Consider the following 16,118-nt stretch of genomic DNA (forward strand, 5'->3'; position numbering starts at 1 on the left):
CCCATATTCGTTTCCAGACCTCCATGACCACCTCCTCCATCCCTTCCGTCGCCAGCACCCCCGTTGTCACCGAGCTGCGCGTGGTGCCCGTGGCGGGCCACGACAGCATGCTCATGAACCTGAGCGGCGCACACGGCCCCTTCTTCACGCGCAACCTGATCATCCTGCGCGACAGCGCGGGCAACACCGGGGTGGGTGAGGTGCCCGGCGGCGAGAAGATTCGCCAGACTATCGAGGACGCGCGATCGCTGATCATGGGCCGCCCCATCGGGCACCACAACGCCGTGCTCAACGCCATGCGCGCGCAGTTTGCCGACCGCGATGCAGGCGGACGCGGCCTGCAAACCTTTGACCTGCGCATCACCATCCACGCCGTCACGGCCGTGGAGTCCGCCTTCCTGGACCTGCTGGGCCAGCACCTGGATGTGCCCGTGGCCGCGCTGCTGGGCGACGGCGTGCAGCGCGAGGCGGTGCAGATGCTGGGCTACCTGTTCTACGTGGGCGACCGCGAAAAGACCGACCTGGCCTACCGCACCGAGCCCGGTGCCGACAACGACTGGTTCCGCCTGCGCAACGAGAAGGCCATGTCGGCCGACGGCATCGTGCGCCTGGCCGAGGCGGCGTACGAGCGCTATGGCTTTGCCGACTTCAAGCTCAAGGGCGGCGTGCTGCGCGGCGAGGAAGAGGTCGAGGCCATCCGCGCGCTGCATGAGCGCTTTCCCGAAGCGCGCGTCACGCTGGACCCCAATGGCGGCTGGTTGCTGAAAGATGCGATTCGCCTCACGCGTGATCTGCACGGCGTGATGGCCTATGCCGAAGACCCCTGCGGCGCCGAAGGCGTGTTTTCGGGCCGCGAGGTGATGGCGGAATTTCGCCGCGCCACGGGCTTGCCCACCGCCACCAACATGGTCGCCACCGACTGGCGCGAAATGGCGCACAGCCTGGCCCTGCAGTCGGTGGACATCCCGCTGGCCGACCCGCACTTCTGGACCATGGCCGGGTCGGTCCGCGTGGCGCAGATGTGCCAGGCCTTCGGCCTGACCTGGGGTTCGCACTCGAACAACCATTTCGACGTCTCGCTGGCCATGTTCACCCACGTGGGCGCCGCCGCCCCGGGCCGCGTGACGGCGATTGACACGCACTGGATCTGGCAGGACGGTGAGCGGCTGACGAAGGAACCGTTCCAGATCAAGGACGGCTTCATCCAGCTGCCCAAGAAGCCCGGCCTGGGCGTTGAGTTGGACATGGACGAGGTCGAGCGTGCCCACCGCCTGTACTTGCAGCATGGCCTGGGCGCACGCGACGACGCAGTTGCCATGCAGTTCCTGATCCCAGGCTGGAAGTTCAACAACAAGGCGCCCTGCATGGTGCGCTGAGGGTTCTTGCGGTCTGGTCGCCGCCACCTTCGGATGCCGAGAGGATGCGCCAAAAACAAAGCCCTCCAGGTGAGGGCTTTGTACATAGGGCAGTGCGGGGCGATCACGCCATCCGGTCTTCGGCGCGACGCCGCGGCAGCTGGCGTTTGACGGACGGGCGCTGCAGCCGCTGCTTGGGGTCTGCACCCTCGGGCAGATCAGTGGCCCGCTGCAACTGCAGGTGGGCTACCAGGCCGCCGGTGCTGGAGTTGGCCAGTGCAAAGATGCCGCCCATGCGCTGCACGGTTTTGTCCACGATGGAGAGCCCCAGCCCCGCGCCTGCCGCTGCGGTGCGCGCAGAGTCACCGCGAAAGAAGGGCTTGGTCAGATTCGACAACTGCTCGGGTGGCACGCCGGGGCCATGGTCGCGCAGTTTGACCAGCACCCAGTTCTCACGGCCTTTGGCGGCAATGTCCACGTTGGTGATACCGGTGTCCTCGGCCTTGCCGTAGCGCCGCGCGTTTTCGAGCAGGTTGGAGATCACGCGGGCCAGTTCCACTTCGTCGGCCAGCACGTTGAGGTCTTCGGGCACGGACATCGTGATCTGCAGTTCGCGATGGTCTTGCACCGCATAGACGCAGGACGACACCACAGCATGCAGGTTGACCGGTGTCAGCGTGACATGGTCCGGCCGAGCGTAGTCGAGGAACTTGTCGATCGTGGCGTCGAGCTGCACGATGTCTGCCACCATGTGCTCGCGGGCCACTTCATCGGTCACGCTCATCTCGGTTTCCAGCCGCAGGCGCGCCAGCGGCGTGCGCAGGTCGTGCGAAATGCCCGCTAGCATCACGGCGCGGTCCTGCTCCAGCTTGGCCAATTTTTGCGCCATGCGGTTGAAGCCGATGTTCACTTCGCGGATTTCGCTGGTCACCACTTCCTCGTCGAGGTGGCTCGCTGCGAAGTCGCCGTCCTTGACGCGGTTGGCCGCGTAAGAGAGCTGCTTGAGAGGCCGGTTGATCAGCCGCGCAATGGCCGCCGCACCGGCCAAGGACAACGCCCCTGCCGTGATCAGCCAGATCAGCCAGGTGCGGCCGCCCGCCGGGCTGAAGCGCGAGCGGTCCATCAGCAGCCAGTTGGGATCGCCATTGATGTTGAAGCCGACCCACAGGCCGGTTTCCCCATTCACGTTTTGCGCCACGATGGTGTCGGGCCCCAGGCGCTGGGTGAGTTCGTCGGTCAGGCGGTTGCCCAGGGCCGTGCCCTCCAGAAGCTCGAACTTGTCGCGCGGCTCGCGCGGCAGGATGCGCACGCCTTCCTGGTCGGCCATGGTCTTGATGAGCGACACACGAGCAATGGCGTCGGAATGCACCAGCGCCGCACGGCTCAGGTTCACCAGCGATGCGATCTGCTGCGCGGTGTGCAGGGTGCGCGGCTCGAACTCCAGCGCCCGCAAGGTCTGCAGCCACGCCAGAATGCTCCCCACCAACAGCAGCGCCAGCAGGAAGAAAGTGCGCCAGAAGAGATTGAGGCCCACACGCGCCCGCTGCTCCCGGGCCTGTCGCAAGGACTCCAGGGGAGCGGGGCTGGTGGCATCGGGGGAAGCGGTCACGGACTGCCGGACCGATGATGAAGATCTCGACCTCGAATTGCCGTCGGAATTGTGCATACAGGCAAGGAAAGAGGGGTCAGCTGGTTCCGTCCGGCACGAACACGTAGCCTACCCCCCACACGGTCTGGATGTAGCGCGGGGCGGCGGCATCCACCTCCACCAGCTTGCGCAGGCGCGACACCTGCACATCCAGGCTGCGGTCAAACGGCTCAAACTCGCGGCCACGGGCCAGCAGGGCCAGCTTTTCGCGCGAAAGGGGCTGGCGTGGGTGGCGCACCAGCGCCTTGAGCATGGCAAATTCGCCGGTGGTCAGGGGCAGTTCTTCGCCATTGCGCTGCAGTGCTCGGGTGCCCAGGTCGAAGGTAAAGGGACCAAAGGTCACGACCTCGTTGTCGCCCGAGGGGGCGCCAGGCGCTTCCTGTGCGGGGCGGCGGCGCAGCACGGCGTGGATGCGGGCCAACAGTTCGCGGGGATTGAAGGGCTTGCCCAGGTAGTCGTCGGCGCCCACTTCCAGGCCCACGATGCGGTCCACGTCCTCGCCTTTGGCGGTGAGCATGATGATGGGGGTGCGGTCATTGGCGGCACGCAGGCGGCGGCAGATGGAAAGCCCGTCTTCGCCCGGCATCATCAGGTCGAGCACGATGATGTCCACGGTTTCGCGCAGCAGAAGGCGGTTAAGCGCTTTGCCGTCTTCGGCGACCATGACTTCAAAGCCTTCCTGCGTGAGGTAGCGGCGCAGCAGATCACGGATTCGTGCATCGTCGTCCACCACCAGAACTTTGTCGGTGCGATTGGTTGTTGTGGCCATCTTGATCCCAAGTCCAATTTGTAACAGAGCCGATTCTGACCACTTGGAACGCCGAAGTTCGGGTTTTGGGGCTGGGTTTGACCAACTGTTACAAGTTTTGCCCAGCTTCGCACGCGCGGTGGAGGGGCTTCATCGCAACGCATGGGCAGTGCGGTTAAGGTGGTGCCCCGCATGGCCCGGCCCAGGGCCGTGCACCGATATCAAGGACACCTTTGTGATGAAAATTACTACTAAATTGATAGCTGCTGGCGTTTTGATTGCTTGCGCTGGTGCCTCTTTTGCTCAAAATTCTCCACCCCCCGAGCTGCGCAATGTCGTGCAGCTGTCGGCCACGGGCACGGTGGAGGTGCAGCAGGACCTGCTGGTGCTCAACCTTGCCACCAGCAAGGAGGCTGCCGACGCTGCCACGGTGCAGACGCAGCTCAAGCAGGCGCTGGACGCAGCCCTGGCCGAAGCCAAGCGCAACGCCCAGCCGGGACAGCTCGATGTGCGCACCGGCCCGTTCGGCCTGTACCCGCGTTATGGCAAGGACGGCAAGATCAACGGCTGGCAGGGCCGTGCCGAGCTGGTGCTGGAAGGCCGAGACTTTGCGCGCATCACCGCCACGGCCGGCAAGATCCAGACCCTGGCCATCAGCAATGTGGCTTTCGGCCTGTCGCGCGAGGCCCGGGCCAAGGTGGAGGGCGAGGCCCAGACCCAGGCCATCGAACAGTTCAAGGCACGCGCGGCCGAACTGGCCAAGGGTTTTGGCTTCAGCAACTACAGCCTGCGCGAGGTGGCGGTGAACAGCAATGAGATGGTGCCCGGGCCACGTCCGCGCATGATGGCCATGGAGGCCAAGGCGGGCTCGTTCTCTGATTCCGCCGTGCCGGTCGAAGCGGGCAAGGCCCAGGTCATCGTGAACGTGTCGGGTTCGGTGCAGATGCGCTGATTTTTTTAGGTAATATTGGCCGCCAGCGCTTATCTGGTAAGCGCTGGATGCTATCAATTTTGCAATTTACCGGGCGTCTGTGCTGGCATGTCACCAGCGATCAGACGCCCGCGCGTGCTTTCTCACTGCGCTGCCCAGCCGCCATCCATGTTCCATGCCACGCCACGCACATTGTTGGCGGCGGGGGAGCAGAAGAACACAGCCAGCTCGCCCAGTTCTTCTGGCGTGGTGAACTGCATGGACGGCTCTTTTTCGCCCAGCAGCAGTTTCTTGGCGTCTTCGTTCGACAGGCCGTGTTCGGCCGCCTTGGCATCCACCTGTTTTTGCACCAGGGGCGTCAGCACCCAGCCAGGGCAGATGGCGTTACAGGTCACGCCGCTGGTGGCGTTCTCCAGCGCCGTCACCTTGGTCAGACCCACGATGCCGTGTTTGGCCGCCACGTACGCAGCCTTCTGTGCCGAGCCCACCAGGCCGTGCACCGATGCCACGTTGATGATGCGGCCCCAGTTGGCACTCTTCATGGCCGGCAGCGCCAGGCGCGATGTGTGAAAGGCGCTTGTGAGGTTGATGGCGATCACTGCATCCCAGCGCTCCACGGGGAAGTCTTCCACATTGGCCACGTGCTGGATGCCTGCGTTGTTCACCAGGATGTCCACGCGCCCGAACAGCGCGGCGCTGTACTTCATCATGTCCTCGATGTCGGCCACCCGGCTCATGTCTGCACCGTGGTAACCCACTTCGGCGCCAGCAGCTTCGCCAGCTGCCAGCACCTCGGCGCGGGGGCCATCCACATCGCCAAAGCCATTGAGCACGATGTTGGCACCTTGGCGGGCCAGCGCCTTGGCGATGCCAAGACCAATGCCACTGGTGGAGCCGGTGACGAGGGCGGTTTTGCCTTTCAGCATGTGAGTCTCTCCGAATGAATTACGATGCAACGCAAGAAAAAGTCGGCACGCATGAACGAACAATGGGTGCCGACGGCTCCTGCATTATCGAGCGCTGCCCCCGGATTTCGCACCCATGATTGAACCTACGCTGAACTACGTACTGTGCCCTGGCCCGGGGGCGCCTGTGGTGTCTTCCGGTAACTCCTCCGCATCTGCGGCTACACACCATCGCATGGCGTATTGGGAGTGGAATGCCACGGGCAACCCGGCGCATCCCCATGTGGTGGTCTGTGTGCATGGCCTCTCGCGCCAGGGGCGCGACTTCGACACCCTGGCCCGTGCGTTGAGCCAGCATGCCCGCGTGATCTGCCCCGACGTGGTCGGGCGCGGCCAGAGCGACTGGCTGGTTGACCCCATGGGCTATCAGATTCCCCAGTACGCCGCGGACATGCTGGCCATGCTGGCCCAGGTGCACCAGCAGGCACCCATCACCACCCTCGACTGGGTGGGCACCAGCATGGGGGGGCTCATTGGCATGGGCATTGCGGGCCAGCCGGGGCTGCCTTTGCCGGTGCCTGTGCGCAGGCTGGTACTCAACGACGTGGGCCCCGTCATCCAGTGGGAGGCCCTGCAGCGCATCGGCTTGTACCTGGGGCAACAGGCGCGGTTCCAGTCGCTCCAGCAGGCGGCCGACGCCATGTGGGCGATTTCCACCAGCTTTGGCCCCCATACACCCGAGCAGTGGCTGGACTTGTCGCGTGCCATGGTGCGCGCGTTGCCGGAATCTGCCGGTGGTGGCATCACGCTGCACTATGACCCGGCCATCGCGGTGCCGTTCAAAACACTCACGCAAGAGTCCGCAGTGGCTGGTGAGGCCATGCTGTGGCAGCTGTATGACCACATCACGGCCCGCACCTTGCTGCTGCGCGGTGCGCAGTCTGACCTGCTCTCTCGCGAAACCGCGCAGGCCATGGCGCAGCGCGGGCCCCGGGCACACGTGGTCGAATTTGAAGGCGTGGGGCATGCTCCCACGCTGGTGGCGGGCGATCAGGTGGCTGCGGTCACCGGCTTTTTGCTTTCGGCGGAAGGTGTTGTGGCCGGATGAAAACCTACCCTCCCGCACAGGCGTCCCACACCCCCCAGGCCGACGCCGTCCCCCAGCTCATTGCCGCTACCGCACACACCCTGCCTGAGCAGGTGAACGCGCTGGCGCGTGCGCGCGCGTTTGCCGAGCCCTTGATGGCTGGCGAAACGCTGGATTCCGGCGAAAACACGCTGGCCCACGCCGATGCCGTGGCTGCCATCCTCAAGGGCATTGGCGGCTCGGAGGCCATGCAGGCCGCCAGTTACCTGGTGCATGCGTGCATTCATCTGAACAAGCCTGAAGAGGTGATCGCCAAGGCCTTTGGTGCCAACTTTGCCGCGCTGGCGGTAGAGACCACCAAGCTCATGCGCGTGCAGCAGCAGGCCCGCACCGCAGAGCACCTGGAAGACCCCGCCGTGCAGACCGAGAACGTGCGCAAGATGCTGCTCGCCTTCTCGCGCGACCTGCGTGTAGTGATGCTGCGCCTGGCCTCGCGCCTGCAGACGCTGCGTTTTCATGCGGCCAGCAAGCGCCCCGTATCGCCCAGCCTGGCGCGCGAGTCGCTGCAGGTGTTTGCACCGCTGGCCAACCGCCTTGGTATCTGGCAGGTCAAGTGGGAGCTGGAGGACCTGTCCTTTCGCTTCCTGGAGCCTGACATCTACAAGGAAGTGGCCCGCCTGCTCGACGAAAAGCGGGGCGAGCGCGAGGTGTACATGGAGCAGCTGCGCGCGCGGCTTGAATCCGACCTGCGCGCACGCAGCATCAGCGCCAGCGTGCAGGGGCGCCCCAAGCACATCTACAGCATCGTCAAGAAGATGCGCGGCAAGTCGCTCAACTTCGATCAGGTGTTTGACATCCGCGCGCTGCGCGTGGTGGTGCCCACGGTGAAGGACTGCTACGCGGCCCTGAGCTGGGTGCACGAGCAGTTCAAGCCCATCGTGGAGGAGTTTGACGACTACATCGCCAAGCCCAAGCCCAATGGCTACCAGTCGCTGCACACCATCGTGCGCGACGACAACGGCAAGCCCATCGAGATCCAGATCCGTACCCAGGCCATGCACGACCATGCGGAGCACGGAGTGGCGGCGCATTGGGCCTACAAAGAGGCAGGCAGCAAGGGCTATGCAGGGGTTTCGGCCACCGGTGAATACGACGCCAAGATTGCGGTGCTGCGCCAGTTGCTGGCCTGGGAGCGCGATCTGTCGGGTGCCTTGCCCAACCGGGGCCTGTTTGAAGACCGCATCTATGTGCTGACCCCAGATGCTGCTGTGGTGGAGCTGCCCCAGGGCGCCACACCGGTGGACTTTGCGTATGCCGTGCACACGAGTGTCGGGCACCGTTGCCGGGGCGCCCGGGTGGACGGTGCGATGGTGCCGCTCAACACACCGCTGCAAAACGGACAGACGGTGGAGATATCCACCGTCAAGGAAGGCCGCCCCTCACGCGACTGGCTCAATGCTGAGCTGGGCTACCTCACCAGCAACCGCGCCAAAGCCAAGGTGCGAGCCTGGTTCAACGCCCAGGCCACGCACGAAACCGTGGCCCGTGGGCGTGAGGCGGTCGAAAAGCTGCTGCAGCGCGAGGGCAAGACTGCCATCAAGCTCGACGATCTGGCGGTGCAGCTGGGCTTCAAGTCCGCCGATGCCTTGTTCGAAGTGGTGGGCAAGGATGAATTCTCGCTGCGCAACATCGAAACGGTGCTGCGACCGCCCGAGCCGGTTTTGCAGCCCGACGACTATTTGTTGCTCAAGAAAACACGCACCAACGATGCCGCACCCAAGGGCGGTGTGCTGGTGGTGGGCATTGACTCGCTGATGACCCAGCTGGCCAAGTGCTGCAAGCCAGCCCCGCCGGACCTGATCCGTGGTTTTGTCACGCGGGGCAAGGGCGTGAGCGTGCACCGGGCCGACTGCAGCAACTTCCGCGAAATGGCCGCACGCAGCATTGAGCGGGTGATCGATGTGGAGTGGGGCTCCACCTCCAAATCGGCTGCACTGGCTGCCGTGTACCCCGTGGACGTCGCCGTGGAAGCCGCCGACCGTCAGGGCCTGCTGCGCGATATCTCCGAAGTCTTTGCGCGCGAGAAGACCAATGTGATCGGCGTGCAGACGCAGTCGGTGAAAGGCACGGCGTGGATGACCTTCACGGTGGAGGTTGCCGATTCGGGCCGGCTGAACAAGGTGTTGGGCATCGTGGCCGGCGTGCCCGGTGTGCGCTCCGCGCGCAGACGCTGAGTGGCGGGACGGTAGGCATGGAACAAGAGCCACGAACATCTCTTTGCCGTTTGCTGTGCTGTTTTGATCGAAGCACCCGATTTTTATGGCTATAATCGTGGTCTAAACAACGACAGGCGCGTAGCTCAGCTGGTTAGAGCACCACCTTGACATGGTGGGGGTCGTTGGTTCGAGTCCAATCGCGCCTACCAAGTTTTTCCCTGAAAGAAACCAGCTTTCAGACCACTGAAAAACTTGTGGAAACCTTGACCAGGTTTCACAAAGCACAAAGCCACCTTTTTACAGGTGGCTTTTTCTTTGGTCGCGCTCGAATCAGTCCTCTTTTTTATGCGATGTCGGGCGTCGCGGTCGTTCATCGCCCTGGGGATACCGACGAACTTCTTTGTTGGCTCCTTGCACCCATTGGGTTCACCGAGGGTGGCGGCGCCTGCGTGTCTGGCGGCAAATCAATGAATTGGTTTTTGTCTGACACGAAGACGCACGGGGTCGCGATAACTTTGGTGCCTTCAAAGAGAAGGGATGCCACCATGAACACTCCATCCAATTCTTCAAGTGTCCACCAGGGTTTTGTGGACACTGATCCTGAACTGGGTCTGTACGACATCCGGATCTTCTGGCTTGCAGCTCTCGCCGCCATCGTCGCGGTGCTTGCGGTGGCGTACTTCAAGATGGGCTATTGAGGAAGAATGCCCGTGTTCCGGCATGGTTGCTATCGTGGCGACATCTGGCGGGGCTTCTTGTGGGTGCATCGATAGCGCTGCCTTGGCTCAGGCCTTCAACGGGGGCTCTTGCGCGAGTGGTCTCGTCGGTGCTTCAGCCCACTGTGCAGGCACACGCACTTGTGGAAGGCAGTCCGGGTATTCGCGTTGAATGAAGGTCACCAGCGCTTCGCGCACCCGGCACCGCAGGTCGAACGCCAGGCCGGATGATCGTGCGGAGACCAGCACGCGGATTTGGATGGTGCGCTCGGTCACATCGGTGAGCTGCAGCACGTTCACGCGCCTGTCCCACTCTGGTGCGGTTTCCAGCACCCGCTGCAATTCGGCCCGCAGCGGGTCAAGCGGCAGGCGATAGTCGGCAAACAAGAAAACGGTTCCCAGGATTTCAGAGCTGGTGCGTGTCCAGTTTTGAAACGGGTTTTCGATAAACCACTGCAGCGGGATGATCAAGCGCCGCTCGTCCCAGATGCGCAGCACCACATAGGTGCTGGTGATTTCTTCTACCCGCCCCCATTCCCCTTCGACGATGAGCACATCGTCGATACGGATGGGCTGGGCCAGTGCGATCTGCAGGCCGGCGATCATGTTGCTGAAGACCGGGCGCGCTGCAATGCCCGCCACAATCCCCACCACCCCGGCCGACGCGAGCAAACTGGCACCTACTTGCCGGGCCCCTGGAAAAGTCATGAGCATGAGCGCGAGGCCCGCCATCACCACACCGGTCATCGCCGTGCGCGACAGCACGCGTGCCTGGGTGGCGATGCGTCGGGCGGTGAGGTTGTCTTCCACATCTGCGGGGTGTTGGGCAATGACGCCATTGGCCAGGCCGCCAATCGCGGCAATCAGCAGCCAGCAGGCCCCGCCAATCACCGCCAGGCCATTGAGATGGCGGATACCGCCGATGTACGGCAGATCATCGCTGGCGGCTTGCCATACCAGTTGCAGCGCGATCAACGGCAGCAGAATCCGCATGACCGGTATGCATGCCAGCACCACGGTCTGCACCACGGGGAGGGGGGTTGTTGCGCGGCGCAGAACGATGGCGACCATCCGATGGGCGATGGCTGCCAAGGTCGTGGCAAACAAGGCCGCTACCGCCGTAGCGAGCCAGGGGGAGAGCTGCAAACTTTCGAGCATCGTGTGGAAAAGAGGGCAAACGCCCACTATCGCACCGGCAAACGTATTCAGCTGTCAGACGGTGCGCCGCACCGGTGGATGGGCTGGTGCAGGCCTGTGACGGCTGCGCCAAGCGTGGTGACGCTACCGGGCCCGGCAAGTGTCACCCCGGCGACAGTGGCGCGCAGCTAGTCATCAGGGTATTCCTTTGCTGGTGCCGGGCTGCCCGTTCCCTAGAATGTGCTGCACTGCAATACATGGGCTTCCAGCCCGAGGAGTTCGTCGTGTCCGAACAGAAAAGTGCCGCGCCCAAGTCGGCGCAGCGTGTCATCAAAAAATACCCCAATCGCCGTCTGTACGACACAGACACCTCCACCTACATCACCCTGGCCGAGGTGCGCCAGTTGGTCATGGCCAACCAGCAGGTGGTAGTGCGCGACGCCAAGACGGGCGAAGACCTCACGCGCAGCATTCTGCTGCAGATCATTCTGGAAGAAGAGGCCGGTGGCGCACCCATGTTCACCGAGGCGGTGCTGGCCAACATCATCCGTTTTTATGGCCATGCCATGCAGGGTTTCATGGGCGCGTACTTGGAGAAGAACGTACAGGCGTTTACCGACGTTCAGGCCAAGCTGGCCGAGCAGTCGCAGAGCGTGACGCCAGAGATGTGGGCCCAGTTCATGAGCCTGCAATCGCCCATGCTCAAGGGCATGATGGGCAACTATGTGGAGCAGTCGCAGTCCATGCTCACGCAGATGCAGGAGCAGATGCAAAAGCAGACGGAGCAGATGCTGGGCGCGTTTGGACTCAAGCGGTAGCCCCCCTGAGCCGCTTCGCGGCTTCCCCCCAGGGAGACGCCACCAGCGCGGCGGGGCGGCCCTTGCGCGGTGGCCGCTGGCCTAGGATCGCGCCAGTTTCATAGGTCGCGGCGAGTCGCAAGCATTGCAGGCAATTGCCCGTCCCACCGGTCTGACGCCGGAACTGGGACAATACGGGGATATGAGCGAAGCAATTGCCCCCACCAAAACACCCAAAGTCGGATTCGTCAGCCTGGGCTGCCCCAAGGCGCTGACCGATTCCGAGTTGATTCTCACGCAGCTGAGCGCTGAGGGTTACGAAACCTCCAAGACCTTCCAGGGCGCGGACCTGGTCATCGTCAACACCTGCGGCTTCATTGACGACGCCGTCAAGGAAAGCCTGGACACCATTGGCGAAGCCTTGGCCGAGAACGGCAAGGTCATCGTCACCGGCTGCCTGGGCGCCCGCACGGGCGACGACGGCGGCAACATGGTGCGCCAGATGCACCCCAGCGTGCTGGCCGTAACCGGTCCGCATGCCACACAAGAGGTGATGGATGCCGTCCACCTGAACCTGCCCAAGCCGCACGACCCGTTTGTGGACCTGGTGCCGGGCAGCTTTGGTATTGCGGGCATCAAGCTCACGCCCAAGCACTATGCGTACCTCAAGATCAGCGAAGGCTGCAACCACCGTTGCACCTTCTGCATCATCCCGTCCATGCGCGGTGACTTGGTGTCGCGGCCCATTGGCGATGTGCTCAGCGAGGCCAAGGCTCTGTTTGAAGGTGGCGTCAAGGAGTTGCTGGTCATCAGCCAGGACACGTCGGCCTACGGTGTGGATGTGAAGTACCGCACCGGCTTCTGGGACGGCAAGCCGGTCAAGACGCGCATGCTGGAGCTGGTGCAGACGCTGGGCGAGATCGCCGAGCCCTACGGCGCCTGGGTGCGGCTGCACTACGTGTACCCGTACCCCAGCGTGGACGAGGTGATCCCGCTCATGGCCACGGGCCGCGTGCTGCCCTACCTGGATGTGCCTTTCCAGCACAGTCATCCCGACGTGCTCAAGCGCATGAAGCGCCCGGCCAGCGGCGAGCGCAACCTGGAGCGCATCCTGCGCTGGCGCGAGGCCTGCCCCGAGATCGTGATCCGCAGCACTTTCATCGCCGGTTTCCCTGGCGAGACGGAAGAAGAGTTCCAGCATCTGCTCGATTTTGTGCGCGAGGCGCAGATCGACCGTGCGGGCTGCTTTGCCTACAGTGATGTGACAGGTGCTGCTGCCAATGAGCTGCCGGGCATGTTGCCTCTGGAAGTGCGCGAAGAGCGCCGTGCCCGCTTCATGGCTGTGGCCGAAGAGGTGTCGATTGCCAAGCTGCAGCGCCGCGTGGGCGCCACCATGCAGGTGCTGGTGGATTCGGCTCCCGGCCTGGGCCGCAAGGGCGGTGTGGGCCGCACCTATGCGGATGCGCCCGAGATCGACGGCACCGTGCAGCTGCTGCCGCCCGAGAAGATCAGCAAGACCATGAAGGTGGGCGAGTTCACCAAGGCGCGCATTGTCGGCGTGCGTGGGCACGATCTGGTGGCGCAACCCATTTGATAGCTATGTAATTGATAGCTATCTGCGCTTTGTAGATAAGCGCTGGCGGCTAAAAATACCATGAAAAAAGGCTTCCCGAGGGAAGCCTTTTTCATGGTCGTTCTCCCGCAAGGGAGAACTGCGCAGGGCAGCTTACACGCGCTTGCGGTATTCGCCGGTGCGGGTGTCGATTTCGATCTTGTCGCCTTGGCTGACAAACAGGGGCACGGGCACTTCAAAGCCGGTGGCGATCTTGGCAGGCTTCATGACCTTGCCGGAGGTATCGCCCTTGACGGCGGGTTCCGTCCAGGTGATTTCACGCTCGACGCTGGTGGGCAGTTCGACCGAGATGGCCTTGCCGTCGTAGAACACCACTTCCACGGTCATGCCGTCTTCCAGGTAGTTCAGCGAGTCGCCCATGTTTTCGGCTTCCACTTCGTACTGGTTGTACTCGGTGTCCATGCACACGTACATGGGGTCGGCGAAGTAGGAGTAGGTGCACTCCTTCTTGTCCAGGATCACGTTGTCGATCTTGTCGTCGGCCTTGAACACGACTTCGGTGCCGAAGTTGCCGATCAGGCTCTTGAGCTTCATGCGCACGGTGGCTGCACCGCGGCCGCCGCGGGCGTATTCGGTCTTCAGGACCACCATGGGGTCCTTGCCGTGCATGATGACGTTGCCGGCGCGGATTTCTTGAGCGATTTTCATAGCAAGTTGCTTGGGTTGGGGCCGCTCAACGCGCGGGCTGGCAAACCGCCTGGTTTGCGCGCCGGTGCATGTTCTGCGGCGAAAGTGCGCGGGGTGGTGGCACTGCTGTGCCGTACCTGATTTGCGCAAAGCCTCGGATTTTACCGTTTTTCGGCGACAAAGCCCAAAAGTTGTGCAACGAGGTTGTCCTGTGTCAGCAGGCGCGCACGGGCGGCCCGGGTGCAGGCCGTCCACTCGGCCAGGGTGTCGTCGCCGGGCCATTGCAACGGCTCGGCGTCCAGTCCGTTCCAGGTCGCGTGGAACTGCCGCAGCGAGGCGGGGGCCTGCAGCCAGTCCAGAAACGCCCAGAGCTTGTCGTGGTGCGCGTTGTCATGCTGCGGGTAGATCTGCCACACAAACGCCTGGCCCGCCCACAGCGCCCGCACCAGCGAGTCCTCGCCGCGTACGGCGTTGAAGTCACAGGCCCAGAGCATCTCGTCAAACGCAGGCTGGGGGCGGTGGGGTAGATATGAAATTGATAGCTGCTCGCGCTTGTCAGATAAGCGCTGGAGACCCTTTTGAGCGATATTTTGATCACAGCCCTCAGCCAATGCAGCCCGCACGGCGGCCGTGGGGCGGCCCGGAGTCACCAGCAACTGCGTGGGCCGTGTCTGGCCGTGCCGCAGCAGCTCCGGCAAGGCGGCGGGTTCATAGCAGAACAGCGAAACCCAGCGCTGCTCGGCGCAACCATCGCCCAGCCCGAAGGCGGCGGCGTGTTCTGCACGCCAGGCGCTGCGGTCAAACGTCTCGCGCCTTGCCATCAGGTCGGGTTCGCGCAGCAAGCCGCCCGTGCCGGGCGTGAAGCCAGGGTAGAAGAACCAGCGCGTCCACCCTGCCGCGGGGCCGGACAGGATGGGTGACGGCAGCCTGTGGTTGCGCTCCACGTAAGCTTCTGCCGACAGGTATTCCAGGTTGATCCAGACTGGTTTGGAGGATTTTTTGCCTCTAGCGCTTGATGGATAAGCGCTATAAGCTATGAATTCAGGAGCAATGTCGCAGCCGAAGGCCTCCACCATCACATCGGGGGCGGGTTCATCAGGGCTCGGTGGTGGCGAACCCCAGGCGCGCAACTCCACGCCGGGGCAGCCTTGGGGCGCCATCCACTGCAGGGCCGAAGCGTCGTCCACCCACAGGCGCACGCGGTGGCCCAGCGCGGCCAGTTGCGCCACGAGGCGCCAGCACACGCCGATGTCGCCAAAGTTGTCGATCACGCGGCAAAACACATCCCACTGGAGCGGGGGCAGGGGGCGGCTCATGGTGATGGCCCCGTTGGCTGCGCGCGCAGGTGCTCCACCAGCAGCCGGGCAACGCTGGAGAGCGATTCTTCAGACCGCACACACAGTGCCAGCCGCCGCTGCGCCCAGGGCTCGTTCAGCGTGACGGTGCGGATGGCCAGCGTGCCCCGGTACAGCGCGGCGCTGCCACGGGGCATCACGCCCACACCCAGGCCCGCGTTGACCATGAGGCACAGCGCGTCGTAGCTCGTCACCTGCATGCGCAGGCGCAGTGGCAGGCCCGCCTCGGCGGCCGCGCGGGTCAGTTGGTTGTTGATGACGCTGCCCGGGTGCGCGCCCACAAAGTCAAAAGGCAGGGCGTCTGCCAGGCGCACGGACTTGCGCCGCACCAGCGCGTGGCCGGTGGGTACCACCAGCACCAGTTCGTCGGTGCGGTAGGGCAGCAGCGTCACGCGTTCGCCGTAGCTGCCTTCGTTGAGGATGCCCACGTCGGCGGCGTTCTCGGCCACGGACTGGGCAATCGCGGTGCTGATCTGCTCCTGCAGCCGCACATCCACCTGAGGGTGTTGCTCCAAAAAGCTCTGCAACTCGGCGGGTAAAAACTGCGTGATGGCCGAAATATTGGCCACCACACGCACATGGCCGCGCACGCCCGTGCCGTAGTCGCGCATCTGCGTGGCGATGCCGTCCAGGTCGTTCAGCACACCGCGCGCCAGGTTCAGCAGCGCAAACGCGGCGGCGGTGGGCTCGGTGCCTTTGTTGCTGCGGGTGAACAAGGCCACCTGCAGCGCGTCTTCCAAGTCGGCCAGGCGGCGGCTGACGGCCGATGCGGCCAGGTGCTCGCGCGCGGCGGCAGCGGCGATGGTGTTTTCTTCCATCACGGCAACGAACAGGCGCAGGGAGACGGGGTCGAGTTTCATGGGGCACCGATGGTAGCAAGCTGCTTGTTTGCCATGCCGGATTGCGATGGTGGCTTGTTGCTTGAGCGTTTTGCAGGAGGGCCGCAGGTGCGCATCATTCCCG

General features: G+C 63.8%; 14 protein-coding genes and 1 tRNA gene. 8 read left to right on the forward strand and 7 right to left on the reverse strand.

Annotation, left to right across the window (positions count from 1 at the left end; all coding sequences use genetic code 11):
- Positions 1-23 precede the first annotated feature (23 nt).
- On the forward strand, positions 24-1,376 hold the full coding sequence (gene gudD / locus C8C94_RS03135; protein WP_121419677.1) for a glucarate dehydratase: 1,353 nt from the start codon (positions 24-26) through the stop codon (positions 1,374-1,376).
- 103 nt (positions 1,377-1,479) lie between these two features.
- Here gudD and C8C94_RS03140 read toward each other — a convergent pair whose 3' ends face one another.
- Together C8C94_RS03140 and ompR are read right to left on the reverse strand one after the other, a co-directional pair.
- On the reverse strand, positions 1,480-3,021 hold the full coding sequence (locus C8C94_RS03140) for an ATP-binding protein (protein ID WP_228894678.1): 1,542 nt from the start codon (positions 3,019-3,021) through the stop codon (positions 1,480-1,482).
- A gap of 19 nt (positions 3,022-3,040) precedes the next feature.
- Entirely contained in the window at positions 3,041-3,772 is a 732-nt protein-coding gene (gene ompR / locus C8C94_RS03145) for a two-component system response regulator OmpR (protein ID WP_010460834.1), read from the reverse strand.
- 217 nt (positions 3,773-3,989) lie between these two features.
- Between ompR and C8C94_RS03150 the strand changes: the two genes are divergently transcribed.
- Positions 3,990-4,703, forward strand: coding sequence for an SIMPL domain-containing protein (locus tag C8C94_RS03150; RefSeq protein WP_121419678.1), 714 nt, complete (start codon positions 3,990-3,992; stop codon positions 4,701-4,703).
- A 122-nt stretch (positions 4,704-4,825) separates the two neighbouring features.
- On the opposite strand, the gene C8C94_RS03155 is transcribed toward C8C94_RS03150, so the two are convergent.
- Positions 4,826-5,608: a 3-hydroxybutyrate dehydrogenase gene (locus C8C94_RS03155; protein ID WP_121419679.1), complete on the reverse strand. Its 783-nt coding sequence runs from the start codon at positions 5,606-5,608 to the stop codon at positions 4,826-4,828.
- A gap of 115 nt (positions 5,609-5,723) precedes the next feature.
- On the opposite strand from C8C94_RS03155, the gene C8C94_RS03160 reads away from it, so the two are divergent.
- The 4 genes from C8C94_RS03160 (at position 5,724) to C8C94_RS25580 (ending at position 9,588) form a co-directional block, all read left to right on the forward strand.
- Positions 5,724-6,695: an alpha/beta fold hydrolase gene (locus C8C94_RS03160; protein ID WP_121419680.1), complete on the forward strand. Its 972-nt coding sequence runs from the start codon at positions 5,724-5,726 to the stop codon at positions 6,693-6,695.
- Complete coding sequence (locus C8C94_RS03165; protein WP_055393623.1) at positions 6,692-8,908, forward strand: bifunctional (p)ppGpp synthetase/guanosine-3',5'-bis(diphosphate) 3'-pyrophosphohydrolase; 2,217 nt, start codon at positions 6,692-6,694, stop codon at positions 8,906-8,908. The genes C8C94_RS03160 and C8C94_RS03165 overlap by 4 nt, the downstream gene beginning before the upstream one ends.
- Positions 8,909-9,022: 114 nt before the next feature.
- Positions 9,023-9,099 (forward strand) — tRNA-Val (locus C8C94_RS03170).
- A 336-nt stretch (positions 9,100-9,435) separates the two neighbouring features.
- On the forward strand, positions 9,436-9,588 hold the full coding sequence (locus C8C94_RS25580) for a hypothetical protein (RefSeq protein ID WP_158603795.1): 153 nt from the start codon (positions 9,436-9,438) through the stop codon (positions 9,586-9,588).
- Between the two features lie 87 nt (positions 9,589-9,675).
- Here C8C94_RS25580 and C8C94_RS03180 read toward each other — a convergent pair whose 3' ends face one another.
- Entirely contained in the window at positions 9,676-10,764 is a 1,089-nt protein-coding gene (locus tag C8C94_RS03180) for a mechanosensitive ion channel family protein (protein WP_121419682.1), read from the reverse strand.
- 236 nt (positions 10,765-11,000) lie between these two features.
- On the opposite strand from C8C94_RS03180, the gene phaR reads away from it, so the two are divergent.
- Both phaR and rimO read left to right on the forward strand, forming a co-directional pair.
- Positions 11,001-11,561 carry a polyhydroxyalkanoate synthesis repressor PhaR gene (gene phaR / locus C8C94_RS03185; protein WP_055402453.1) on the forward strand — a complete coding sequence of 187 codons (561 nt, stop codon included), beginning with the start codon at positions 11,001-11,003 and terminating at the stop codon, positions 11,559-11,561.
- 181 nt (positions 11,562-11,742) lie between these two features.
- Positions 11,743-13,134 carry a 30S ribosomal protein S12 methylthiotransferase RimO gene (gene rimO / locus C8C94_RS03190; protein ID WP_121419683.1) on the forward strand — a complete coding sequence of 464 codons (1,392 nt, stop codon included), beginning with the start codon at positions 11,743-11,745 and terminating at the stop codon, positions 13,132-13,134.
- Positions 13,135-13,266: 132 nt separating this feature from the next.
- On the opposite strand, the gene efp is transcribed toward rimO, so the two are convergent.
- The 3 genes from efp to C8C94_RS03205 all read right to left on the reverse strand — a co-directional run bounded on the left by efp (position 13,267) and on the right by C8C94_RS03205 (position 16,015).
- The gene (gene efp / locus C8C94_RS03195) at positions 13,267-13,821 is read right to left on the reverse strand and encodes an elongation factor P (RefSeq protein ID WP_008906801.1); all 555 of its coding nucleotides are present in this window, start codon (positions 13,819-13,821) and stop codon (positions 13,267-13,269) included.
- 140 nt (positions 13,822-13,961) lie between these two features.
- Positions 13,962-15,116: an elongation factor P maturation arginine rhamnosyltransferase EarP gene (gene earP, locus C8C94_RS03200; protein WP_121419684.1), complete on the reverse strand. Its 1,155-nt coding sequence runs from the start codon at positions 15,114-15,116 to the stop codon at positions 13,962-13,964.
- Positions 15,113-16,015, reverse strand: a complete 903-nt coding sequence (locus C8C94_RS03205; RefSeq protein ID WP_121419685.1) for a LysR family transcriptional regulator — start codon at positions 16,013-16,015, stop codon at positions 15,113-15,115. The genes earP and C8C94_RS03205 overlap by 4 nt, the downstream gene beginning before the upstream one ends.
- Positions 16,016-16,118: the final 103 nt, after the last annotated feature.

This window comes from Acidovorax sp. 94 (genome assembly GCF_003634645.1).
GTDB lineage: Bacteria > Pseudomonadota > Gammaproteobacteria > Burkholderiales > Burkholderiaceae_C > Acidovorax > Acidovorax facilis.